Origin of the sequence: Prosthecobacter sp. SYSU 5D2, from assembly GCF_039655865.1 — a bacterium.
Lineage (GTDB): Bacteria > Verrucomicrobiota > Verrucomicrobiia > Verrucomicrobiales > Verrucomicrobiaceae > Prosthecobacter.
Genome location: NZ_JBBYXL010000009.1, coordinates 245,305 through 268,720 on the forward strand (window position 1 = coordinate 245,305; position 23,416 = coordinate 268,720).

At 61.1% G+C, this 23,416-nt stretch carries 19 protein-coding genes; 9 read left to right on the top strand and 10 right to left on the bottom strand.

All coding sequences use genetic code 11. The features are described from left to right. Window positions 1-127: 127 nt before the first annotated feature. Both WJU23_RS16915 and WJU23_RS16920 read right to left on the bottom strand, forming a co-directional pair. Entirely contained in the window at window positions 128-1,594 is a 1,467-nt protein-coding gene (locus WJU23_RS16915; RefSeq protein WP_346333785.1) for a HAMP domain-containing sensor histidine kinase, read from the bottom strand. A 2-nt stretch (window positions 1,595-1,596) separates the two neighbouring features. Continuing rightward, window positions 1,597-2,931 (bottom strand): outer membrane protein transport protein, encoded by a 1,335-nt coding sequence (locus tag WJU23_RS16920; RefSeq protein ID WP_346333786.1) that lies wholly within the window; start codon window positions 2,929-2,931, stop codon window positions 1,597-1,599. A gap of 422 nt (window positions 2,932-3,353) precedes the next feature. Between WJU23_RS16920 and WJU23_RS16925 the strand changes: the two genes are divergently transcribed. Beyond that, window positions 3,354-4,643, top strand: coding sequence for a DUF1501 domain-containing protein (locus WJU23_RS16925; protein WP_346333787.1), 1,290 nt, complete (start codon window positions 3,354-3,356; stop codon window positions 4,641-4,643). A gap of 72 nt (window positions 4,644-4,715) precedes the next feature. On the opposite strand, the gene WJU23_RS16930 is transcribed toward WJU23_RS16925, so the two are convergent. Further along, the gene (locus WJU23_RS16930) at window positions 4,716-5,723 is read right to left on the bottom strand and encodes an SAM-dependent methyltransferase (RefSeq protein ID WP_346333788.1); all 1,008 of its coding nucleotides are present in this window, start codon (window positions 5,721-5,723) and stop codon (window positions 4,716-4,718) included. A gap of 157 nt (window positions 5,724-5,880) precedes the next feature. On the opposite strand from WJU23_RS16930, the gene WJU23_RS16935 reads away from it, so the two are divergent. The 3 genes from WJU23_RS16935 to WJU23_RS16945 all read left to right on the top strand — a co-directional run bounded on the left by WJU23_RS16935 (window position 5,881) and on the right by WJU23_RS16945 (window position 8,742). Beyond that, the gene (locus tag WJU23_RS16935) at window positions 5,881-6,375 is read left to right on the top strand and encodes an FHA domain-containing protein (RefSeq protein ID WP_346333789.1); all 495 of its coding nucleotides are present in this window, start codon (window positions 5,881-5,883) and stop codon (window positions 6,373-6,375) included. Window positions 6,376-6,500: 125 nt separating this feature from the next. Next, complete coding sequence (locus WJU23_RS16940) at window positions 6,501-7,772, top strand: adenylosuccinate synthase (protein ID WP_346333790.1); 1,272 nt, start codon at window positions 6,501-6,503, stop codon at window positions 7,770-7,772. 13 nt (window positions 7,773-7,785) lie between these two features. After that, a complete protein-coding gene (locus tag WJU23_RS16945) occupies window positions 7,786-8,742 on the top strand; it encodes an FAD:protein FMN transferase (protein WP_346333791.1) in 957 nt (318 codons plus the stop codon). 135 nt (window positions 8,743-8,877) lie between these two features. Here WJU23_RS16945 and WJU23_RS16950 read toward each other — a convergent pair whose 3' ends face one another. Together WJU23_RS16950 and WJU23_RS16955 are read right to left on the bottom strand one after the other, a co-directional pair. Continuing rightward, window positions 8,878-9,501, bottom strand: coding sequence for a hypothetical protein (locus tag WJU23_RS16950; RefSeq protein ID WP_346333792.1), 624 nt, complete (start codon window positions 9,499-9,501; stop codon window positions 8,878-8,880). Between the two features lie 64 nt (window positions 9,502-9,565). Next, complete coding sequence (locus WJU23_RS16955; RefSeq protein WP_346333793.1) at window positions 9,566-9,754, bottom strand: hypothetical protein; 189 nt, start codon at window positions 9,752-9,754, stop codon at window positions 9,566-9,568. Window positions 9,755-9,926: 172 nt separating this feature from the next. On the opposite strand from WJU23_RS16955, the gene WJU23_RS16960 reads away from it, so the two are divergent. Further along, the gene (locus WJU23_RS16960; protein ID WP_346333794.1) at window positions 9,927-11,210 is read left to right on the top strand and encodes an acetylxylan esterase; all 1,284 of its coding nucleotides are present in this window, start codon (window positions 9,927-9,929) and stop codon (window positions 11,208-11,210) included. 36 nt (window positions 11,211-11,246) lie between these two features. On the opposite strand, the gene WJU23_RS16965 is transcribed toward WJU23_RS16960, so the two are convergent. Next, window positions 11,247-12,071, bottom strand: coding sequence for a protein phosphatase 2C domain-containing protein (locus tag WJU23_RS16965; protein ID WP_346333795.1), 825 nt, complete (start codon window positions 12,069-12,071; stop codon window positions 11,247-11,249). Further along, the gene (locus WJU23_RS16970) at window positions 12,068-13,135 is read right to left on the bottom strand and encodes an aldose epimerase family protein (RefSeq protein WP_346333796.1); all 1,068 of its coding nucleotides are present in this window, start codon (window positions 13,133-13,135) and stop codon (window positions 12,068-12,070) included. The genes WJU23_RS16965 and WJU23_RS16970 overlap by 4 nt, the downstream gene beginning before the upstream one ends. A gap of 408 nt (window positions 13,136-13,543) precedes the next feature. Here WJU23_RS16970 and WJU23_RS16975 point away from each other — a divergent pair, with 408 nt between their 5' ends. Genes WJU23_RS16975 through WJU23_RS16990 form a run of 4 tightly spaced genes read left to right on the top strand, consistent with a single transcriptional unit; the run spans window position 13,544 to window position 20,241 of the window. Then, on the top strand, window positions 13,544-15,547 hold the full coding sequence (locus WJU23_RS16975) for a TonB-dependent receptor (protein WP_346333797.1): 2,004 nt from the start codon (window positions 13,544-13,546) through the stop codon (window positions 15,545-15,547). A 6-nt stretch (window positions 15,548-15,553) separates the two neighbouring features. Further along, window positions 15,554-16,141 (top strand): YfiR family protein, encoded by a 588-nt coding sequence (locus WJU23_RS16980; protein ID WP_346333798.1) that lies wholly within the window; start codon window positions 15,554-15,556, stop codon window positions 16,139-16,141. Then, entirely contained in the window at window positions 16,138-18,144 is a 2,007-nt protein-coding gene (locus tag WJU23_RS16985; RefSeq protein WP_346333799.1) for an ATP-binding protein, read from the top strand. The genes WJU23_RS16980 and WJU23_RS16985 overlap by 4 nt, the downstream gene beginning before the upstream one ends. A 9-nt stretch (window positions 18,145-18,153) precedes the next feature. Then, window positions 18,154-20,241: a response regulator gene (locus tag WJU23_RS16990; RefSeq protein ID WP_346333800.1), complete on the top strand. Its 2,088-nt coding sequence runs from the start codon at window positions 18,154-18,156 to the stop codon at window positions 20,239-20,241. A gap of 18 nt (window positions 20,242-20,259) precedes the next feature. Here the strand turns inward: WJU23_RS16990 and lpxD are convergent, their stop codons facing one another. The 3 genes from lpxD to WJU23_RS17005 all read right to left on the bottom strand — a co-directional run bounded on the left by lpxD (window position 20,260) and on the right by WJU23_RS17005 (window position 23,404). Continuing rightward, the gene (gene lpxD / locus WJU23_RS16995) at window positions 20,260-21,312 is read right to left on the bottom strand and encodes a UDP-3-O-(3-hydroxymyristoyl)glucosamine N-acyltransferase (RefSeq protein ID WP_346333801.1); all 1,053 of its coding nucleotides are present in this window, start codon (window positions 21,310-21,312) and stop codon (window positions 20,260-20,262) included. Between the two features lie 254 nt (window positions 21,313-21,566). Continuing rightward, on the bottom strand, window positions 21,567-22,577 hold the full coding sequence (bioB, locus tag WJU23_RS17000) for a biotin synthase BioB (protein ID WP_346333802.1): 1,011 nt from the start codon (window positions 22,575-22,577) through the stop codon (window positions 21,567-21,569). 92 nt (window positions 22,578-22,669) lie between these two features. Continuing rightward, on the bottom strand, window positions 22,670-23,404 hold the full coding sequence (locus WJU23_RS17005; protein ID WP_346333803.1) for a hypothetical protein: 735 nt from the start codon (window positions 23,402-23,404) through the stop codon (window positions 22,670-22,672). Window positions 23,405-23,416 lie beyond the last annotated feature (12 nt).

Consider the following 23,416-nt stretch of genomic DNA (forward strand, 5'->3'; position numbering starts at 1 on the left):
GCGGGCACTCCTGCCAGCCCCTCAATATTTGAGGTGGACACCCTCCTTCGGCCAGGTTGGATGGCAGTATATCCATGATGATCCAAGTCCGTTTCAAACCGCTTCTCTTCGGTTTGCACCGTCACACTTACCCCGCAGCACTTCCTGCGACCAGTTTCCATGGCGGCGGGGGCGGGTTTGCGGGACTGAACAGCGGACGGGTGAGAGGGCGGGGCATTTTGGGAGCCAGTTCTTCCACCGAGCCCTGCGGCAGGGTGAGGGTAAAAGTGGTTCCTTTGCCAAGCTGGCTCTGGCATTCCACATTGCCATTCATGGACTGGGCCATGCGGTGGACGATCCATAAACCGAGACCGTTGGAGCTTTCCCCGCCGGTGGGACGCGGGGTGAGCTTGGAGAATTTTTTGAAGAGGTTGGCCTGATCCGCCTCGCTGAGACCGGGGCCCTGATCGGCGACAGAGATGGCGACGGTGCCGCCATCCAGCGCGAGGCCGCAGTCCACCGTGGTCCCAGGGGGGGAGTATTTGATGGCGTTGGAGATGAGGTTGTCCAGGATCTGCTCCACGGCGTGCTCATCCGCCAGGGCGACGACGCGGGCCGCCCTGACAAGGAGGTTCAGGCGGATGTTTTTGGCCTCGGCACGCAACTGGTAGCTGGAGGTCATTTTGACCATCAGCGGCTCCACCGGGCAGTTGATGATCTTCATCTGGATGGAGCCTTCCTCGATGCGCTGCACGTCCAGGAGGTTGGCGATGATGTCGAGCATCCGTTTGCACTGTTTCTGGATGACGGTGGAGGTCTCGCTGATCTGGGCCGGGGTGGGGCTGGCGTAGAAGCCGAGAAGCTCGGCATAACCGCTGATGCCGCAAAGGGGGTTTTTCAGGTCGTGCGCGGCGATGTTGAGAAACTCATCCTTCTCCTGATGCAGCCGTACCAGGCGCTCATTGGCGCTGGAGAGCTGGGCCAGGGCAGCCTCCATCTGCTGAAAAGCGCGGCGGCGGGTGCGCTCGAAGATGCAGCCCAGGAGGGTCATGAAGCAGATGAGCCCGCAATACCCGGCGAAGCTGATGGTGGCCTCCCACTCGGGACTGTAGGTATGCGGCACATGGACGCCCGCGACTTCCAGCAGGCCAAACACGGTGGCAGAGACAAAACAGAGGGCGGACCAGATGAGGGCGTCCTTGATCTCAAGCAAAAGCAGCACGCACAGCGGGATGGAGGCCAGCCAGGCGATGGCATGGCCGTAAAGGCCGCCTTCAATGGCACACAGGCCGGTGAAACCGCAGAACAGGACCAGCGCGAAGAGATGCCCGGCCAGCCGGAGGTCACGGGTGCGGCGCAGGATGGACGGGATGAGGGCGAAGGCGAGGCTGCAAACCAGAATGATGGCCACTCCCCACCAATGGCTGGCAAAGGCGTAAAACAGGGAATAAGCCAGGCCAAACAGGCCGCCCATCCAGCCGAAGCGGATCTGCAGCCGGCTGCGACGGAGCAACTCCGGCGTCTCGCTCAGCTCCTTCGGTATATAGGAATCCCAACGCCCAAACAGCCTTTCCAAAAGACTGGCAAAGCTGGATGGAGGCGCGGCCGGTGTCATGATCAAAAGGCGATCTTGGTGGTCAGGCCGATCCAGTGGGACTGCAGTTTCACACGGCTGCCCTTATACTCACCGCCACGGATGGAGGTGGCGCTGGAGCGCTGGAAGGCGGGCAGGTCATACTGATAGGCCAGGTCCACGGCATACCGCCCGCTCTTATACCCCAGACCCACTCCGAGGGTATGCTCGGAGATGGCTGCGGTCATGGGTAGCAGGGTTTCTGTCGGGATGGGATTGCTGCCGTAGGCATAGCCCATGCGCAGAAAGAGGGAGTCGGTCAGTTCGTATTCAAAACCCAGCCGGAGGACGATGCTGTCCTTCCATTTGAGCTGGATGTTGTCCTCCAGGGACCTGGAGCCGGTGGTGGCATTCACCGCCGCATTGGAGCCTTTGTCCAGCCGCACCTCCAGCACATCGTAGGCGCTGCTCCAGTCCACCCACTCGGCCTGGGCGCCGACATTGAGTTTCTTCATCGCCTGCCAGGAAAATCCGATGGCGGCTTTTTGGGGCAGGCGGGTGGCCACTTTGGCGTCGTATTCAAATCCGCCCGGCACACCAGTCAGTCCCGCATCCGCCAGCTGGCGGGTCACGTCTCCACGGGCGGTGCCACGGGTGTGGATGTGCGTGGCAGTCCGATAGCTGAAGGCCATGGCAAAAGTCTCCATGGGCTTCCATTGCAGAGACAGATCCCCATTGGCCCCAAAGCCTTCCGTCTCCAGATCCAGCAGTGTTTTAAATCCCGCCAGAGCGGGGTTTGACTGGAAGGTGTATGGGGTGGTCAGCTCATTGCGGTTATAAACCAGGCCCACATTGGCACCCACGGACCAATGATCCGTCAGCCTCCAGCCCAGGCCCAGCGCGGCGCGCATGTTCAGGATGGAGGAGCGGTGGTGACGCATGCCATAGCTGGTGGCCCCGGTGGCGCCGCCGGGCGGATCACGGAAATACCAGTCCGCCAGGCGGGTGGAATCCGTCAGCAGGCTGAGGCTCATGCCCAGCCGGTCCGCCAGTGACTGACGCCAGACCAGCTCCGGCAGCAGCCCCCAGGTATCGGTCAGCCTGCCGTCGTCCCCCCAGGCATTGTCATAACTTCCGTGAGCCCAAGCCCCGGCGATGCCTACCGAAAAATCCGACTCCGTCAAAAACCCAAGCCCGGCCGGATTCATGGCCGCCGTCGTGACGGCATCCGTTTCATCCGCCAGCGTGGCCCCGGCCATGCCCATGCTACGGGCACCGAGCCCATTGCGGTCAATACCGCTGGCCAGAGCAATGGATGGTAAAAGGAAGACAATCCAAGCTCCCAGAAAACAAAAAGGTGAATTGATTCGAAACCACACTCTCAACATATGAAAAATATGGTTTATATAAATTTTCAAGCATCTTATTTTACCAAAAATCATCATAAAAGCCTCATTTTGAGGCGTTTTGCATGATTTACAGGTAATCTGGCGGAGGGTGCATTCGTCGTTTCGCACTGTCTATCCCCGCTGCTTTTTGCAATTCAGTCTGGAAAAAAGATCGGTCATCATCCGAAGAATTGAATGCCCCATGTCAGACATTCGGAAAATCAGACTGTCTTGGCCAGCCTCCTGCCATCGGCTTCAGCCGTTTGTCTCTTCAGCCTGGAGTCCTGAGCCCATGTGATGGAGCATCCTGCTATGGGGCGCTGACTACGTCCGGTAGAAACGAAAAATGCTGCAAGGTCGCTCCTGCCCTCATCGTTTCGGCGAACGTAATCTCTAAAAACCCCCTGCCCTCAATGAATCCTACCTCCACCTCTTTTGGCCGCCGCCAGTTCGTCGCAGGCGCGGCACAGACTTTTCTCGGCGTCTCGGCGCTCAGCCAACTGGGTTCAAAAGCCCTGGGGGCGGGAGCAAATGCCAGCCCGCAGAAGCAGGTGCCGACAGCGCGCAATGTCATCTATTTGTACATGAACGGCGGGATGAGCCATCTGGACACCTTTGATCCCAAGCCGGACAGCGATGTCATGGGCCTGACCAAGACCATCAAGACCAGAGTGGACGGCATCCGCCTGAGCGAGAACGTGCCTCTGCTGGCACGGCACGCGAACAAGCTGGCCATCCTGCGCGGGATGAACTCCACCCAGGGAGCGCATGAGCAGGGCAATTACTTCATGCACACCAGCTACACGCCACGGAGCAGCATCCGCCACCCTTCCATGGGCGCGTGGTTGCAGAAATTCCAGGACCGTGGCAACCCCACGCTGCCAGGCAGTGTGATGATCGGCAATGAAAGCCGCCATCCGGGCGCGGGCTTTTTTGAATCCCGCTTTACCCCGCTGATGATCAATGACCCTGAGAGCGGCATCAACAATGTGCGGCCGCTGGACTGGTTCACGGAGGACCGCTTCGCCAGCCGGCTGAGCCTGGCCAAGAAGCTGGACCAGAAATTTGCCTCCACCTACGATGTCAAAAACGTGCGTGCCTACAGCGACATGTATGATGACGCGGTGAAGATGATGAAGAGCGAGGAGCTGAAAGCCTTTGACCTGGATGCGGAGCCGGATGCCGTGCGTGAGAAGTATGGCCGTGACCGCTTCGGCCAGGGCTGTCTGCTGGCACGCCGCCTTGTCGAGCATGGCGTGCGCCATGTGGAAGTGAGCCTGGGCGGCTGGGACACCCACAATGCCAACTTTACCCGCGTGCCTGAGCTCTGCGACCAGCTGGACTCCGCCATGAGCGCGCTGCTGGGCGACCTGGAGGCGCGGGGCATGCTGAATGAGACGCTGATTGTGCTGGCGACGGAATTCGGCCGCACGCCAGACATTAACAGCAACGACGGCCGCGACCACCACCCGGCAGGCTTCAGCTGCGTGATGGCGGGCGGTGGCATCCGCGGCGGCCAGGTTTACGGCGCTACGGATGAGCGGGGTGACAAGGTCATCGAAGGCTCCACCGGCATCCCGGACCTGAACGCCACCATCGGCTATGCCCTGGGTCTGCCACTGGATGCGGTGCTGTATTCCCCCACGAAGCGCCCCTTTACCATCGCGGACAAAGGCAAGCCGCTCACGCAGCTCTTCGGCTGATATCGTTTTTAACAGGATTCCCCCTCAGCCCCCGCTGCCGCCAGGTGCCGGGGGCTTTTTTTGGGGTCCCTGTTACCGGTCGCCCCAGGAGACGAGGGTGACCTCGCGGCGGTTGGAGGAGAGCTGGCGGACGTAAACGGGGCCGGGGGCCCACTGGCGCACCCTTTGGATGATGGCCGGCATCTCCGCCTCCACTTTGGCGGAATTGATCTTCAAGGTGAGGATCATTCCCAAGGGGGGCAGCCGGGTGGCAAACTTTTCCACATACTGGCAGATGATGCGCGGCTCCAGATTGATGTCGGAAACCAGCACGTCCACCTGGTCGGGCAGCATGTCGGGCTGGAGATCCCCGGCGGAAACACGCAGGTGATGAAACTGCGGATGAGCCAGCACCCGCTCATCCATGGCCACGGTATCCACGCCATAGACCGTGGCTCCATGAGACAGCAGGGAATGAGATGCCCCGCCTGGAGCTGAACCCAGCTCCAGGACGACCAGGCCCTTCAACTCCTTTTCCACGCCCAGCCAGGACAGGGACTGCTCCATCTTCAGCCAGGCGCGGGAGGGGGCTTCCGGCGGCAGGCTGGCGCGGGAGAGACCGCCTGGGGTTTTAAATTCACCCGGCTGATACTGGTGCAGGCCCACGAGCATGGGTTCTCCCTCCGCCCCGATGATGACATCCAGGACGTAATCCGCCGGGCGGAGAGGTTTTTGATCATTCAGCGGCAGCAGTGCCTGGATCTCCGCAGCGGCGGCATCCACACGGGCCCAGGTTTCCTCTGGCACCCCCTCCTCCGGCACCTCACGGGGAAAAATGTGCAGGTGGGCCGCCCCGGTGCCGGCGGCTAGGGCTACGACTTCCGCCACTGTCTCCGCCATTCCCAGCGACCGGCCGGATACCTGGGCGAACAGACCGCCAAACCGGAAATCGGCCGGCAGCTCCCCCTGCACCTTCCAGGTGATGAGCTGCGGACGCATGAATGCCGGGGTCAAAAGCCCGCCATGCCGCATGGCCACCTCCCGTTTTAATGCAGGTTCAGAGCCGAAACGGCAGGTGGCAAAAAGGAAGGAAGGGGGCATCACAACCTCCTCTCTGCCACAGTCTGCCCCCTTGTGCGAGCCGTAACCGCACCCCGGCCACGCCCGCACCACCCCTGCCCCGGCCTAAAATCACCGCACACCCGGTTAGGATTGCGGCTTGCCAGCCAGCCGCTGGCCTGCTAAATCCTCTCACGCTATGGCAAAAATTCAGTACACAACCCCCGAAGGCACCACTGGCGAAGTCGAACTCACCGCAGAGCGCATGTCGCTCGGCCGCAGCGATGACAACATGATTGTCATCGCGCACGACTCCGTGTCCAGCCATCATGGCGAAGTGGCCATCGAGGGAGACGCCTGGGTCTTCACCGACCTCGGCTCCACCAACGGCACGAAAATCGGCGGCGAGCGTGTCGAAAAACTGGAACTGGGCCACGGCGGCACCTTTACCCTGGGTCATGTGGACTGCGTCTTCATTGGTGACTTTGAAGAAGCCCCCGCCTACAGCGCCCCCACCCGCACCATGTCCTCCAGCGGTTATGGTGCCACCCCGGTGGACCGCAGCCGCCGCAGCGGATTCGGAGCCAAGGCCAAAGGCAAAAGCCACGGTTACGCCCCCCTCATCGGCCTGGGCATCCTGGCCCTGCTGGTCTGCGGTTACGCCGTTTTCAGTTTCAGCCAGATGAGTGCATAAAATAACGGGTCTGGCGGTCGCGTCATAGATGAGATCCTCCAGCGGCTCCCCCGCCGCCGGCCAGACCCCTGTCAAAAAAACCAAACAAGGAAGCGGCCTCCATGCGCCGCAAGAAGCTCAAGTAAATGTCCAATACCATTGTTGTCGGTGCCCAGTGGGGCGATGAAGGAAAAGGTAAGATTGTTGATTACCTCACAGAACACACAGACGTCGTCGTGCGTGCCGCAGGCGGCAACAACGCCGGCCACACCGTCATCAACAACGGCACCAAATACATCCTGCATCTCATCCCCAGCGGCATCCTCTGGGAGGACAAGATGTGCGTCATCGGCAATGGCGTGGTCATGGACATCCTGGGATTGCTTGAGGAGATGGCCAAGCTGCGCGGCCAGGGCGTGAAGATCACCCCGGAAAATCTTAAAATCAGCGAGACCGCCCACCTGGTGCTGCCTTATCACAAAGGCCTGGACCAGGCCCGCGAGGCCCGGCTGGGTGACAAGAAGATCGGCACCACCGGCCGTGGCATCGGCCCGGCGTATGCAGACAAAGTGGAGCGCAGCGGTCTGCGCGCCATCCTTTTAACGCGCCCGGAGCAGCTTGAGAAAGAGCTGCGCAGCCGCCTCCTCCAGCACAATGAGACCTTCCGCAGCGTCGGCGTGGCCGAGGTGCCCGTGGAAGAAACCATCGCCCAGGTGCTGGAAGCCGCCAAGGTCCTGGCCCCCCACATCACCAATACCGCCGTCTATTGCCACGAGGCCATCCGCGCCGGCAAAAGCCTTCTCTTTGAAGGAGCCCAGGGCACGTATCTGGACATTGACCACGGCACCTACCCCTTCGTCACCAGCTCCAACACCACCTCCGGCGGCGCTTGCACCGGCTCCGGTGTGCCTCCGCGCATGATCGACAAAGTGGTGGCCGTGGCCAAGGCCTACACCACCCGCGTCGGCTCCGGTCCCTTCATCACGGAGAACGAAGATATCGGCGACATGCTGCACAACATGGGCCGCGAATACGGCGCCACCACCGGCCGCGCCCGCCGCTGCGGCTGGCTGGATGCCGTGCTGGTCCGCTATGCCGTCATGATCAACGGGGCCGATGAACTGGCCATCACCAACCTGGACGGCCTGGACGGACTGGACACCATTCAAATTTGCACCGCCTACACCCTGCGCGGTGAGACCATCCACTATCCGCCGAGCACGATTGAGGACATTGAGCAGTGCGTGCCTGTTTACGAAACCCACCAGGGCTGGAAACAGGACCTCAGCCAGATCAAAAACTTCGCCGACCTGCCGGATCTGGCCAAGGCCTACCTGAAGCGTCTCGAAGAACTGACCGGTGCCCGAATCAGCCTCCTCGGCGTCGGACCTGACCGCAATCAGACCCTCGTGGCCTAACAGCACGTTCTTCATGAACTTCCTGCGCCCCGTCTGCCTCCTGGCATTCGGGGCGCTTTCATGTTCCGCCGTCGCTGAGGAGCGCTTTGACTTCAGCGGCCCAGGCATGGCCACCACTTTCCGCATCTCTTGTTATGCTGATGACAAGGCCCAGGCTGAAAAAGCCGCCGATGCCTGCTTCGCCCGCATTGCCGAACTGAACCAGATCTTTACCGATTACGATCCCACCAGCGAGCTGATGCGCCTGTGCGCACCGGATGCGGTTTATCCCGTCACCGTCAGTGTACCGATGATGGATGTGCTGACCCGGGCCGTGGAGCTGGCGCGGCTGACGGAGGGCGCGTTTGATCCCACCTGCGGCCACCTTTCCCAGCTCTGGCGGCGCACCCGGCGACAAGGAAAGCTGCCTCCGCCAGACCGCCTCCAGTCCGCCATCGCCGCCACCGGCTGGCAGCGCATCACCCTGGAGCCGGCCACGCGTCAGGTCACCCTCCAGCCCGGCACCTTGCTGGATCTCGGCGGCATCGCCAAAGGCTACGCAGCGGATGAATGCCTGCGCCTGCTGCGCCAGCAAGGTCTGCCCCGCGCGGTCGTCCAGGCCGGAGGCGATACGGCGGTGGGCGATCCGCCTCCTGGGCAAAAAGGCTGGGAGATCAAGATTCGCACTTTCACCCGGCAGGGCGATGAAGACGAGCTGACCACCCTTATCCTGGCCAACCGCGCTGTGTCCACCTCCGGGGATCTGTATCAGCACGTGGAAATTGAGGGGAGGCGTTACTCGCACATCCTTTCTTTGAAGACGGGCCTTGGTCTAACCAATAACATTGCTTGCAGCGTCATCGCCCCGGATTGCACTGCCAGCGATGCGCTGGCTACCGCCATGTGCGTGCTGGGACGGAAAACGGGGGCGCGGCTGGCGGCGGCCGTGCCGGAGATTGAGGTGCGGTTTGCGGAAGTGGAGAAGCCTTGATGGCAGGTGGCTTCACCTTAATGCGGAGACCCGAGAACTGCCAGCTTCAGTGAAAAGCGGTGATGCGCTCTGCGCTTTCACCGCACTCCGAGACGCTTCGCGAGCCAAGGCCGACTCCAGCCATCTACGAACTTCTCAGCGCCAGGAACGCACATTGTCTTCCCAGGTCTTGGGATCGCGATCCGGACCGGCGGAGTAGATGATGACTGAGGCGTTAACTGCCGCCGGGATCTTATCGCTCAGATTCCCCGGTTTGGCCTCGGGGTTGGCGATGCGGTTGTCCATGTTCACATCCAGGGCCATGTAGTACATCTCGCCCCAGGGGTCCACCATACGCCATTGGCCATCCTCCTTGATAAAACTCTGCCTGCCATCACGAGCCGGTGAGGGATCCAGAAATCTAATCATGCGGATGTTCACCGTTGAATCCTCCCCAATCAAAGCAGCCAGCAACGGCCCCTCTGACCGCAGTTCGACATCCTTGCCTTTATACGGACCGCTTATCGGAAATGAACCATACTCGATACGGAAGTGGCCCAAAGCCACCTGGACATCCTTCATTGCGACCTTCACTTTAAAAGCAGGGGGATGATGCAGGAAAAGACCGTTGGCAGAAGGCCTGAGAAACAGAGCCAGTAAAATGACGACCCCAATGGCCGCTACCACATAGATTACCCAGCCTTTCTTTCGCGGCCCATCGGCAGGCGAGTTTGATTCTCCCTCCTGCCCCATTCCCATAGCGTCCTGAAATGCACTCATGGACGCGTTATACCAACAGCCTAAGCGAACGTCGAGAAAATCCTGCAAACCTAACTTTATTTGCTCAAAATCCGCCCTTCATGTAGCGGGAGATGGCGATCAGGGCCAGGATGACCAGGGCGGCATACACCAGCCACTTGCCCAGGCGCGCGCAGCCGGCCATGCGGTTGATCTGCATTTCCTGGCTTTCATCCAGGGTTTCTTCGGGCTCGGGTACGGGTTGATTGTCATCCGGGATTTCTTCCTCAGCCATAGGTTGGTTTCGTTAAAGGGTGGTTGTTGCCAAAGTATTCGTTAGACGGCGGTCATCTGCGTGGCAGAAAATGCAGGAGAGCGGCCAAAAAGGATGCAGGAAACCGGGTCCTGGGGACGATTGTTTCATTGCCAAAGAGCCACTTTTCCTGCCACTATCTCTCCTTATCCCCATGCGCAAAAGCCTTCTATTGACCCTTATGCTACTGACCGGCGAAGACTGGGCGGAAGCCCAAAAAAGCAAAGCCAACTACGACGAAACAAAAATTGCGCCCTACACGCTGCCGGAGCTGATGGTCACGGCGGACGGCACGAAGGTGTCCACGGTCGAGGACTGGAAGAGCAAGCGCCGGCCGGAAGTGCTGGAGCTTTTCAAAGACCATGTCTATGGCCGCACCCCGGCGGACTGGGGCCAGGTAAAATTTGAGACCCTGGCGGTCAAAAAAGACGCCCTGGGCGGCAAGGCCACGCGCAAGCTGATCCAGATCACCCTGGCGGACCACCCCGGCTGGAAAGGCATGGAGGTCATGCTGTACGTGCCGAACGGACTTGGCCACCCTGCCCCCTGTTTTGTGGGGCCGAGCTTTGGCGGCAACCATGCGGTGAGCACGGAAAAGGATGTGCCCCTTTCCACCCGCTGGATGCGGCCTAACAAAGAGAAGTTCATCGTGGACAACCGCGCCACCGAAAAGAGCCGGGGTAATGAAAGCAGCCGCTGGCCGCTGGAGATGATCATTGGCCAGGGCTTCGCCGTGGCGACCTATTACTACGGCGACATTGAGCCGGACCAGGCCGAAGGCTGGAAGGACGGGCTGCGCGCAGTGCTGAGCAAGGACGGCGCAAACACCGAATGGAAAGACGGCGACTGGGGCGCGATCGGTGCCTGGGCCTGGGGCCTGAGCCGCATCGCTGACTACCTGGAAACGGAAGGTGACATTGATGCGAAAAAGCTGGCCGTGATCGGCCACTCACGCCTGGGCAAAACGTCCCTTTGGGCAGGCGCGCAGGACATCCGCTTCGGCATCGTCATCTCCAACAACTCTGGCGAGGGCGGAGCGGCCACCATGCGCCGGAACTTTGGTGAAACGACGGCCATCATCACCAAGTCCTTCCCGCACTGGTTCACCAAAACCTACTCCAGTTACAGCGACAACGCTGCCGCCTGCCCGGTGGACCAGCACATGCTCATCGCGCTGGCCGCCCCGCGCCCGGTGTACATCGCCAGTGCGGTGGGGGACGAGTGGGCGGATCCGAAGGGGGAGTTCCTTTCCGGGCTGAATGCGGAGCCTGTGTATGAGCTGTACGGCAAACAAGGTTATGGGGTCAGCGCCCAGCCTGCGATTGACACGCCGGTGGGCGATGCCATCGGCTATCACGTGCGCACGGGCAAGCATGACGTGACGGATTACGACTGGGAGCAGTACCTGAAGTTTGCCAAGCGTCACTTTTCGAAGTGACGACTCCGTGGAAGCCGGGAAGGCCCCGGCTTGGGATCAAGGAATCTTCACCACCCCCACGGTGGTGTTGTCCTGGCGGTCGGAATTGATGCGCCGGATGGCAAAGAGGATCGCATCGGCGATTTTATCCGCCGTGGTGTTCTGGCCGAAGTGAAGCAGTTCCTTCAGGGCCTTGTCCGTGAGGGTGAAGATGCCGTCGCTGGCAGCAATGATGATGTCATCCCGCAGCAGCTTGACGGGATCGGCGGCGAAATCAATCAACGTCATGGGAAGGCCCATGACGGCGCTTTGCAGGGTGTGGCGGCCGGGGTGGTGGGCGGCTTCTTCAGCAGTCATGGTGCCGGCCGCCACCTGGGCGTCCAGCAGCGGGGTGAGGGAGTGGTCCGCATTCAGGCGGGTCAGGTTACCCCGCCGGTAGAGGAAGAGCGGAGAATCGCCGACGCTGATCCACTGCACCTCTTTCTGGCTGACCAGCACGGACAGCATGGTGGTGCCCATGGGCGGAGCCACGGAGGGCATGCGGTCCGTGATGTAGCCGAGGGTTTCATTGGCGGTATCCAGGGCGGTGCGCAGGCGCCAGCTGGCATCTCCGGGCTGCTCATGGAAAGCCCGCACAAAGGCATTCACCGCCAGATAGCTGGCCACGCTGCCGCCGGCATGGGCGCCGAGGCCGTCACCCACCACCAGGAGCAGCCTGCTCAAAGGCTCGTCACTGAGTTCGGAGGCATCCGCAAAGGCGTAATAGTCCTCCTGGTTGTCACGGCGGCCTTTGTACTGGCGGGCGGCGAAGTCCTGCTCCTGCACAAAAGCGAGGGGGGCGGCAGGACGGGACAGGATGGGCAATGGAACAGGGGCGGTCACTCAGCGGAAAACTTGAAGGTCGTGATATGCAGGTAAGGCTCCCCTGGACGCACGACGGCACTGGGAAACTGGGGCTTGTTGGGGCTGTCCGGATACTTTTGGGTCTCCAGGCAGAAGCCATGGCGGGATTCATAAACGTGGCCGGCTTTGCCTTTGACGCCTTTGACGTGGTTGGCCGTGTAGAGCTGCACGCCAGGGTCGGTGGTCAGGACTTCCATGACGCGGCCGCTTTTGGGGTCTTTGACCCGGGCTGCCAGCTTTTCGCCACTGCCGGCCAGCACGTAGTTGTGATCATAACCTTTTCCCTGAAGCAGGGGTTTGAAAGCAGCGGAGATGCGCGCGCCGATGAGCTGTGGGCGGGTGAAGTCCAGGGGCGTGTCCAGCACACTTTCGATCTCGCCCGTGGGGATCAGGGAATCGTCCGTCGGGGTGTAGTTTTCCGCCGGGATGGTCAGCTCATGGCCCAGGATGTCGCCACTGCCCTCCCCCGCCAGATTGAAATAGCTATGATTGGTGAGATTCACGACGGTGGGCTTGTCAGTGGTGGCACGGTATTCGATGCGCAGGGCATTGTCGGCCGTCAGGCTGTAAGTGACGGTGCAATCCAGCTTTCCAGGGAAGCCTTCCTCGCCATCGGCACTGGTGTAGGCCAGCTCCACGGCATTGCGCTCCTCAAGGGTGCGGGCCAGCCAGACTTTTTTATCAAAAGCCTCCCGCCCGCCATGGATGTGATTTTTTCCAGAATTGGCCGTCACTTCATAGGTTGTGCCGTCAATTTCGAAGGAGGCGCCGCCGATGCGGTTGGCATAACGGCCGGTGATGCAGCCGAAGTGCGGATGCTTGCCCAGATAGGGCTCCAGGCTGTCGAAACCGAGCACCACATCTGCCAGGGCTCCTGTTTTGTCAGGCACTTTCAATGAGACAAGAATGCCCCCGTAATTCATGATCCGGGCCTCCATGCCCTTTTCATTGGTCAGGGTGAAAAGCCGGACCTCCTGACCGGCGGCCGTTTTACCCCAGACTTCGGAAGTGACAGAAGCGGCGACGGGCAAAGATGAGTGCATAAATGCGAATGCGACAGCAAGCAGGACGCAGCGTGACATGGTGAAAAAGAGGCGGTTGGGTGGCGGCTTTTCAGTGTGGCGGCTGCCACCGTCCTGCGCAAGGCATGATTCCAATGCTGATTTCGACTGTGAAAAGCTTCTACGCGGATGGGATTTACGATAGTTTAAATGCACAAATTCGGCCTCAAACAGGCGTTATGCCTTTTCACTCCCGCTAATGTCATCTTCAATCCCTCTCAGTCCAGGAGTCTTGGAGTTCATTACCAAGGCTTTACAAGATCATCATCAGCCGTTATTCCCCCGTGCGGCTGGAGTTAACTGCCCTGCCCATACTCCCTGGAGGGCCGGTATCCCCGGCCTCACACGGCGTTTGTTCTTTGCCCCCAACTGCGAGTTTCCTCCTCTGCTTTGATCCCCCCCCCTCTCATCTCAGCCCTCCGGCTCCATTACCCTCCGCACCTGTTCTCAGACCGCGCAGGCATCAGACGGATGCTGCTGCTCATGTTCTTCCTGACTGGCAGCAGCCTGGCTCAGGGCCAGAGCATCGCTGAAAGCCTGGCGGATCTGAGCATTGAGCAGTTGCTCAGTGAACCGGTGAATTCGGTGACCAAAAGGACGACACGGCAGTTTGACTCACCGGCCGCCATCACCGTGCTGACCCACGATGACCTGCAGCGGTCCGGAGCGACGAGCGTGCCCGATGCGCTACGGCTCGTGCCCGGCATGAATGTCGGAGCGGTGAATGCGAGCCAGTACGCCGTCTCGGCCCGCGGATTTAATACGGTCTTTGCCAACAAGATGCTGGTGCTGGTGGACGGGCGCGCGGTTTACAACTCCATGTTTGCCGGGGTGTTTTGGGATCTCCAGCAGCCGGTGATGGAGGACCTGGAGCGCATTGAGGTCATCCGCGGACCAGGTGCGGCCATCTGGGGGGCCAATGCGATGAACGGCGTGATCAACATCGTCAGCCGCAGTGCGCGCGACACGCAGGGCGGTCTGGCCTACCTGGGAGGCGGCAATGTGCAGCGGACGATGGCTGGAGGCCGCTATGGGGGAGTGATCGGCGATGACCTCTACTACCGCATTTTCGCCACGGAACAGAGCCGCGATGACTACCTGCTGGCGGACGGCAAATCCGCCGAGGACGGCTGGCGCTCCTGGCACAGCGGCTTCCGGCTGGACAAATACGCCGATGCGGACACCCACCTGACCTGGCAGGCGGATGCCACGGTGCTGGACCTGGATAACGGCACCTCGGACGGCTACAACGTCAACAGCCTGGCCCGCTGGAACAAGGAGCTATCCTCCCGGTCCCGGCTGGAGCTTCAGGTCTATTATGACCGCATCCACCGCAATGACCCCCTGCGCGCGCTTTACAGCGGAGACACCTTTGACTTTGCCTTCCAGCACATCTTCGGCCTGGGTCTGCATCATGACATCACCTGGGGGGTGGGCTACCGTTTTGTGAGCAATTCTGTGGAGGACATTGCACCGAACGTGGCCATCCGGGAAAGCAGCTTTGACCGGAATCTGTACAGCCTGTTTGTGCAGGATGAGTGGCAGATGCTGCCGGACCGGCTCACCGCCACGATCGGGGCGCGGCTGGAACACAATGATTTCACGGGGCTGGAATTTCAGCCGAACCTGAGGCTGCTCTTCAAACCGACGGAGAAGCAGACGCTGTGGGCGGCCGTTTCCCGTGCCGTGCGCACGCCTTCAGCCCTGGAGGCCATGGATGTCTTTGTGGTGGACTTTGCCCCTCCCTTTGCCGGCCCAGGCGGGCTGTATGTGCCACGGGTGGTGGGCAATGAAGACCCCCGGGCGGAGGTCCTGTGGGCTTATGAGATGGGCTACCGCATCCAGCCCCATGAGCGCCTCATCATTGATGCCTCCGCCTTTTATAATGATTACTCCGAGCTCATCGGCCTTTATGGGGTGAACCGGCTCATTCCCGGCGTGCCTGTGGGCACGGCGGAACTGCCTTTTGACAATGTCATGAGCGCAGAAACCTACGGCGGGGAAATTTCTGTCACCGTCACTCCCACGGATGCCTGGCGCCTGAGCGCCAGTTACTCGCTGCTTTTTGCCAACTTTCATGGGGCGGCCGCTGCCAGGCCGGATGTGCAGGAGAGGTCCGTTCCCACGCAGCAGGCCGTCCTGCGCTCCTCCTATGATTTCTCCCCGCGTCTGAGCCTGGATGTACAGGTGCGGTATGTGGACCAGATTGAAACGGTGCCTGCCTATGCCACTGCAGATCTACGGCTGCTCTACCGGGTGACGGAACGGCTGGATGTCTCCATTGTCGGTCAGAATCTCTTCTCGGATCATCAGGTCGAGCAGCGGCCTCTGCCAGTGACCCTGACCTCCACGGTGCCCCGCGGGATCTATGGAAAGGTGACCTGGCGCTTTTAAGCTGACATGTCTTCCCCCCGCCAGATGCCATCCGTAAATGCTCCCGCCAACAGGCGGCGTGTGCTGGCGTGGCTGGCCCTGCTGGCGGTGCCGGCAGGTGTGGTGCCCGCAGCCGGGGCGGTCACGAAAGAGCATCAGATCAAGGCGGCTTTCCTGTATAACTTCACCAAGTTCATCACCTGGCCCGCCCAGCGTCCAGGCAGGCCGGAGCCGGTCTTTGTCATCGGCATTCTGGGCCGCAATCCCTTTGGCACGGAGCTGGAGAACATCGCACGGGGCCGCAAGGTGAGCGGCCTGCCGCTGCAGATCCGTTACCTGAAATCAGTCAACGAGGCTCCGGGGGTGGACCTGCTGTTTGTCGCCTCCGGGGAGGAGGCGCTCCTGGGGACATCTTTGTCCGCATTGCATGAGGCCTCCGTTCTCACGGTGGGAGAATCCGCCTCCTTTGCCAAACTGGGCGGCATCATCAATTTCCGCATGGTGGAGGACAAGATCCGCTTTGAGATCTACCGCGACGCAGGCGCACGCGCGCGGTTAAAGATCAGCCCGCAATTGCTTAAACTCGCCATCACCGCCCGCAAGGACAAGTCATGAAACCGGCCGTCCTTCCATTTTTGAATGATGTGCCGATCAAGCGGAAGCTGACGATCCTCATCATGGTCATCAGCTCGGCCGCGCTGCTGCTGGCCTGCGCGGCCATTCTGCTGCATGAGCGGCATGCCTTCAGGGAGACCATGGCCCGGGACCTGGAAATCATCGCGGACACCTTTGATGACAACGTCGCCTCCGGCCTGGCCTTCAATGATCCGGAATCCATTGCGCAGACACTGAAAACGCTAAAGGCCAACCCGACCATCATGGCAGCCTGCGTGTACGATGAAAACAGACAGCGCGTCGCCGAATACCTGCGCTCTGACATGCAAGGCCACTTCCCTTTTGATGAAAGCCAGCCCACCGGCCAGCACTTTCACGATGACCGGCTGGACACTCATCAGGACATCACCCTGGACGGGGAGACCATTGGCTCCGTTTACATCGCAGCGGATCTCACCGCCATCACCTACCGGCTGCAACGCTCAGCCACCATCATTTTCATCGTCATCTGCGGGGCACTGCTGCTGGCCTTTTTCCTTTCCACCTCCCTGCAAAAAATCATTTCCGGCCCCATCACGCATCTGGCCGAAGTGGCCAGCACTGTGGCCGCCGAAAAGGACTATTCCGTGCGGGCCGTGAAACAGAGCGAGGATGAACTCGGCAGTCTCATTGATGCCTTCAATGAAATGCTCAGCCAGATCCAGCAGCAGGACTCTGCCCTGCAAATGGCCCGCGACAACCTGGAGACCCGGGTGCAGGAGCGTACCCGCGAACTGGCGCGCTCCCTCTCCCTGCTGAACGCCACCCTGGATTCCACCGCAGACGGCATCATCGCCTTCCAGTTCACCGGTGAGATCGTCTGTTACAACAGCCAGTTTGCCGACATGTGGGAAGTCCCAAAAACGATTTTGGAAAAGCCTGCCATGGAGGAGTTGCAGACCTGTCTGGCGGACAAAACAACCGATCCAGAGGCCTTCATTCAGCGGGCACGCGTGCAGGATGAGAAGCAGGCTTTTGACATCATCCGCCTGAAATCCGGCCAGACCTTTGAGCGCTATGTGAAGCCTCAGCAGGTGGACGGGCGGCAGGTGGGACTGGTGGTCAATTTCCGCGACATCACCGCGCGTGAGCATTCGGAAGCCAGCCTCGCGGAGGCCAATGCGCGTCTCTTCGCCACCTCCCGCCAGGCAGGCATGGCGGAGGTGGCCACCAGCATCCTGCATAATGTCGGCAACGTGCTGAACAGCGTCAGCGTCTCGGCGGAGGTGGTCTCCACCCGGGTGCAGCAGTTCCGCATCGGCAGTCTGCGCAGCCTGGGGGAACTGCTGCGCAAGCATGAAGCGGACCTGCCCGCCTTTCTCACCCAGGACCCGCAGGGGCGTGAGGTGCCTGCCTTTCTGCTGAAGCTGGTGAACCACCTCGAAGAACCGCAGCAGGCCATCCTGGGAGAGCTGGAATCCCTGCGCAAAAACATTGAGCACATCAAGGAGATCGTCTCCATGCAGCAGAGCTACGCGCGTGGCTGCGGCGTGCTGGAGAGCCTCACCATGAGCGAACTCATCGAGGACGCCATCCGCATCAACGCCGCCGGTTTCACCCGCCACGAGCTGACCCTGATCCGCGACATCCAGGATGACAGGCCGGTGCTGACGGACCGCCACAAAGTCCTGCAAATCCTGGTGAACCTGCTGGGCAATGCCAAGTATGCCGTCTCCCATGCGCCCGGTGAGAAGCATGTCATCATCCGCGTGACCCGTGATGAAAAGGATGCCGTCCACATTGCCGTGACAGACAACGGCATCGGCATTGAGCCGGAAAACCTGACGCGCATTTTCCAGCACGGTTTCACCACCAAAAAAGACGGTCACGGCTTCGGCCTGCACAGCGGCGCCCTGGCCGCCCGTGAGCTGGGCGGCAGGCTTACTGCCACCAGCGCAGGCCCAGGTCAGGGTGCCACTTTTGTCCTTGAACTGCCCCCCTCGTCGAAAGACCTCCCTCTCTAACCCACCCCCATGTCCCACCCCCAGCTCGTCCATCACAACCGGCGCATCCTCGTCATTGATGACAACATGGCCATCCATGCCGACTTCCGCAAGATCCTCGGTGCCCCGGCGGCGGCGGATGCGGAGCTGGACGCCTTTGAATCCAGGCTCTTCGGCGCACGGGAAAGTGCCTGGTTTGAGATAGACTGCGCCAGCCAGGGGGATGAGGGGCTGGAAAAAGTGCGGCAGTCCCTGGCCGCCGGCCAGCCTTATGCCCTGGCCTTTGTGGATGTCCGCATGCCGCCCGGATGGGACGGCATTGAAACGACCCGCCGCATCTGGGAGGCCGATCCGCACCTGCAGATCGTCATCTGCACCGCGTACTCGGACTATTCCTGGGATGAGATGAACCAGCTGACCGCCCCCGGAGACCGCCTGCTCATCCTGAAAAAACCCTTCGATGCAATTGAGGTCCTGCAGCTTGCCAATGCCCTGACGGAGAAATGGCGGCTGGGCCAGGAGTCCCGAATGCTGCTGGGAAATCTGGACCGCCTCGTCCAGGAGCGCACGGCGGCCTTGCAGCAGGAAATGGAAGAGCGCCGTCGGCTGGAGGAGAAATTCCGCGACCAGGCCTCCCTGCTGGACAAAGCCCGTGATGCCATCCTGGTCCAGGATCTGGACCACCGCATCACCTACTGGAACCGCAGCGCGCAGCTCCTCTATGGATGGTCATCTGAGGAAGCCCTGGGGAAATCTGCCAGCGAGCTGCTCAAGCCCGCCGCACCTCGTTTTGCAGAAGCCACGGCAGCCGTTTTAAAAAATGGCGAATGGACGGGTGAGCTGGCCCAAAGCGCCCGCGATGGTAGCGACGTGCTGGTGGAAAGCCGGTGGACGCTGGTCCGCGATGCCGAAGGCCAGCCCCGGGCCGTGATGTGCATCAATACGGACATCCTGGAAAAGAAGCGGATGGAAAGCCATTTCCTGCGCTCACAGCGCATCGAAAGCATCGGCACCCTGGCTGGGGGCATTGCTCATGACCTTAACAACGTCCTGCTTCCCATCCTCCTCTCCATTGACCTGCTTCGCAGATCTGTGCAGGACCCCCACCTGCTTGGCATCCTTACCAGCATCGAGGGCAGCGCCAAACGCGGGGCCAGCATGGTGCAGCAGGTGCTCTCCTTTGCCCGCGGCATGGACGGGGAGCGCCACAAGCTGGATGCCCGCACCGTCATCCAGGACATCAGCCACTTCGTCCAGGAAGCTTTCCCCAAAAACATCGCCTTCCGCACGGAGATGGCGGGAGATCTGCCCGGATTCATGGGGGATGCCACCCAGGTGCATCAGGTGCTGCTGAACCTGTGCCTGAACGCGCGGGATGCCATGCCTGAAGGCGGCACACTGACGCTCCAGGCGCACACCGTCAGCCTGGAGGAAACCGCCGCGCTGGCAGGGGCCAGCATCAAGGGCGGCGCCTACCTGGTCTTCCAGATCACCGATACAGGCACGGGCATCTCCGAAGAGGTGAAAGACAAGATCTTCGACCCGTTTTTTACCACCAAGGATTTCGGGAAAGGCACCGGACTGGGCCTGTCCACAGTGATGGCCATTGTGAAAAGCCATGGCGGCTTCATCACCGTGTCCAGCAAACCGGGCGATGGTACTTCGTTTCATGCGCACTTCCCTGCGGAGCCGCTCTCCAAAAGCCAGCCTGCACCAGCCCTCTCCACCGACCGGCCCCGCGGCCAGGGCCAGCTCATTCTTTTGGCGGATGATGAGGACAGCGTGCGCTTCATCACCCAGCAGACCCTTCAGGCCTACGGGTACCGCGTCCTGGCCGCTGCGGACGGCAGCGAGGCGGTGGCCCACTACGCGGAGCACCAGCAGGAGATTGACCTGGTGCTCACCGATATGATGATGCCCGTGATGGACGGCACGGAGACCATCAAGATCCTGAAAAAGATCAATCCGGCGGTGAAAATCATCGCCGCCAGCGGCTTCACCACCGATGCCGCCAAAGTGAGCGCCCTGGGAGCCAATCATTACCTGCACAAGCCTTACAGCACCGCCACGCTGCTCAGTGTGCTTGAGCAGGTGCTCGCCAAACCGACGGCCTCATAGAAGAGCCGGGCACGCAGCCTATTCCGCATCCGCAGTGCCGGCTACGCCACCTGCGGCCTTTTCCAGCGCCTTCACGCGGGCGGAGAGCTGCGGCAGGCGGTTCACACTGGCCCAGCGGCGGCGTTCATCCATGACCGGCATGGCCGGAAAGCCCATGTAGGTGTCCTTCCCTGAAGGGATGTCTTTGGTCACGCCGCTGCGAGCGCCCAGGGTGACGAAGGAGCCGATGCTGACATGACCGGCCACACCGCACTGGGCCGCCATGACCACATAGTCTCCGATCACCGCGCTGCCTGCGATGGCACAGGCCGAGACGATGATGCAATGCTTGCCAATGATGGCGTTGTGGCCGATCTGTACCAGGTTGTCAATTTTTGTACCTTCGCCGATCCAGGTGCGGCCAAAGCGTGCGCGGTCCACCATGGTCCCGGCACCGATCTCCACATCGTTGTCAATCTGGACAATGCCCGCCTGGCGCACCTTGCGATGCCGGCCCTTGTCAAATTCGTAGCCAAATCCGTCGCCGCCGATGACCACGCCGGAATGCAGGATCACCCGCTCGCCCAGCTCACAGGCTTCCTGAACCGTCACATTGGCAAACAGCTTGGACCCGGCACCGATGACGGCCTCCCGGCCCACATAACAACCCGCGCCAATTTCCGCCCCGTCGCCAATTTCAGCGCCAGCTTCGATGACCGCGCAGGCCCCCACGGAGATCTTGGTGAGGTCGGCTTTGACGCTCTCCGCGATGACGGCGGACGGGTGAATACCAGGCTCAAAAGGCAGCGCCTGGTAGCCATACGTATCCACCACCTTTTCAAAAGCATGGGACGGATTTTTCACTGCAATGCAGGCCACCTTATCCGGGCACTTGTCCAGTCCCTCCGGCACCAGCACAGCGGTGGCTTTGGTGGCCATCAGCCTCTCCTTATAACGGGCATCGTAATAAAAGCTGAGGTCGCCTTCCTGAGCTTCGCGCAGGGAGGCAAAACCGGTGATGCGGGTCTCGGGGCTGCCGGACAGAAGCTGGCCTTCCAACAGTGCGGCCAATTCAGAAAGTGCGATGTTCATGAGGCCCGCCACCTGTCACAATTTCCGCTCAAAGGCGAGGGAAGAGTTTCAGGAAACGGGATTTGGATTCTCCTGGAGCGCCCGCGTCTCGCGGGCTGTTTTCTGCGTCCTCGCGGAAAACCGTTGTCCGGTGCACCTGACTCGATTGAATGGACGCAGTGAGAGCAAGCGACGCCTCAAGGAATGAGGCCATCCTGGCCTCAGCTGAGGGCGGGACGCCCTCACACCTTGTTCCGCCACTCACCTATTGAGAATCACACTCCGCACCCCACCTGGCACGCAGGAGCCAGCTCGCGGACTTCATCCGCCTCAGGTGCGCTCATGTCGGGATTGGGCTGCTGGGCGCTGAGGCCGAGTTCGGCGAGCAGGGCCAGGTCTTCATTGGCGCGAGGATTGGCGGCGGTGAGGAGCTTGTCGCCGTAGAAGATGGAATTGGCACCGGCGAAGAAGGCCAGGGCCTGGGCTTCGCGGCTGAGATTCGTGCGGCCGGCGCTAAGGCGCACCTTGGCGCGCGGGATGGCGATGCGGGTCACGGCGATCATGCGCACCAGGGAGAAGCTGTCCACCTGGACGTTTTCGCTCATCGGCGTGCCTTTCATTGGCATGAGGGCATTGATGGGCACGCTCTCCGGATGCGGGTTGAAGTTGCTCAGCACTTCCAGCATTTTCAGGCGGTCCTCGATGGTCTCGCCCAGGCCCAGGATGCCGCCGCAGCAGACGGACATGCCGGCATCCTGCGCGTGGCGGATGGTGCTCAGCCGGTCGTCATAGGTGTGGGTGCTGACGATGTTCGGGTAATGCTCCGGGCTGGTGTCAATGTTATGGTTATAGGCGGTGACGCCAGCTTCCTTTAAAATGGCGGCTTCTTCCGCGCCCAGCTGGCCCAGGGTCACGCAGACCTCCATGCCGAGCGTGGAGACGTCCTTCACGATGTCCACCACCTGGTCGAATTTCTGCGTGCCCACGCGCACGCCCTTCCAGGCGGCCCCCATGCAGAAGCGGGTGGAGCCATTGGCCCGGGCGGCCCGCGCGCGCTCCATGACCAGGTCCTTTTCCATCAGCTTTTCCGCCTGCACACCGGTGCTGTAGCGGGCGCTCTGGGCGCAGTAGCCGCAGTCCTCACTGCAGCCGCCGGTCTTGATGCTCAGCAGCGTGCAGAGCTGCACTTCGTTATTGGTCCAGTGCTCCTCATGGATGGCACGCGCCTGCTTGATGAGGTCAAAAAACGGCTGGTGGTAGATGCGGTGGAGATCGGCGTAGTTCATGCGCAGGTTGCTAAAAGCAGTCTTGCCACGAAACGGGGCAATGGGCAAAACGAATTTGGCTTTTCCCTCTTCACTGCATATCTGCCCGGTCGCTACTGCGTCCATCTCCCGCCCTGGCCCAGGGCCACCTTCCAGCCGCGCAGGTGCATGAAGGAGTAGTCCGTCTTGCCGATGGCGCCGATCATGGGCACACCGGTGGCTTTTTTCCAGGCGCGGCTCATGCTCTCCCCCGTGTGGCAGCCCCAGCTATGGCAGTAGGCCCCGCGGGCAAAGGCGCTGCGGCTCAGCTTGGACAGGTCGTTTTCATGCAGCCAGACGGTGGAGGCCGCATACACCTCGGAGCTGTAATCAAACAGGAAGCAATGCTTGTTCGAGTGCCCGTAAAACTCAAAACCGGAGATCTTGTTGCGCCCGCGCGAGACCTGCCCGCCGCCCCGGTTGATGTAGTTAATCAGCTCATCCTGGCTGCGAAACCAGACGAGGTTGATGCCATAGGTGCGCTGCACGGACTCCACATGGCTGGTCAGCGGATCCCGGTCCTCCCCTGCCCGGCGCAGGTAGCTGTCGCGATACACCAGCCAGGTGATGATCGTCCCCTTAGGCTGCGTGCGCTGCAGCTCCTGCATGCGCACCCGCGCCGGCCGGACGAAGTTTCCCCACCAGCGGTCATGCTGCTGGGAGGGCTGGCGCAGGTCCTCCCACTTCCGCAAGGCCGGGCCGCCGGAGCAGATGATGTACTCATTCTGAGCCTGGGCGGTGGTGGCGCTCAGGGCCAGCATCGTCAGGAGCAGCAGGACAGCTTTGACCAAAAAAGGACGGGGGGACATGGCGGAGAATAA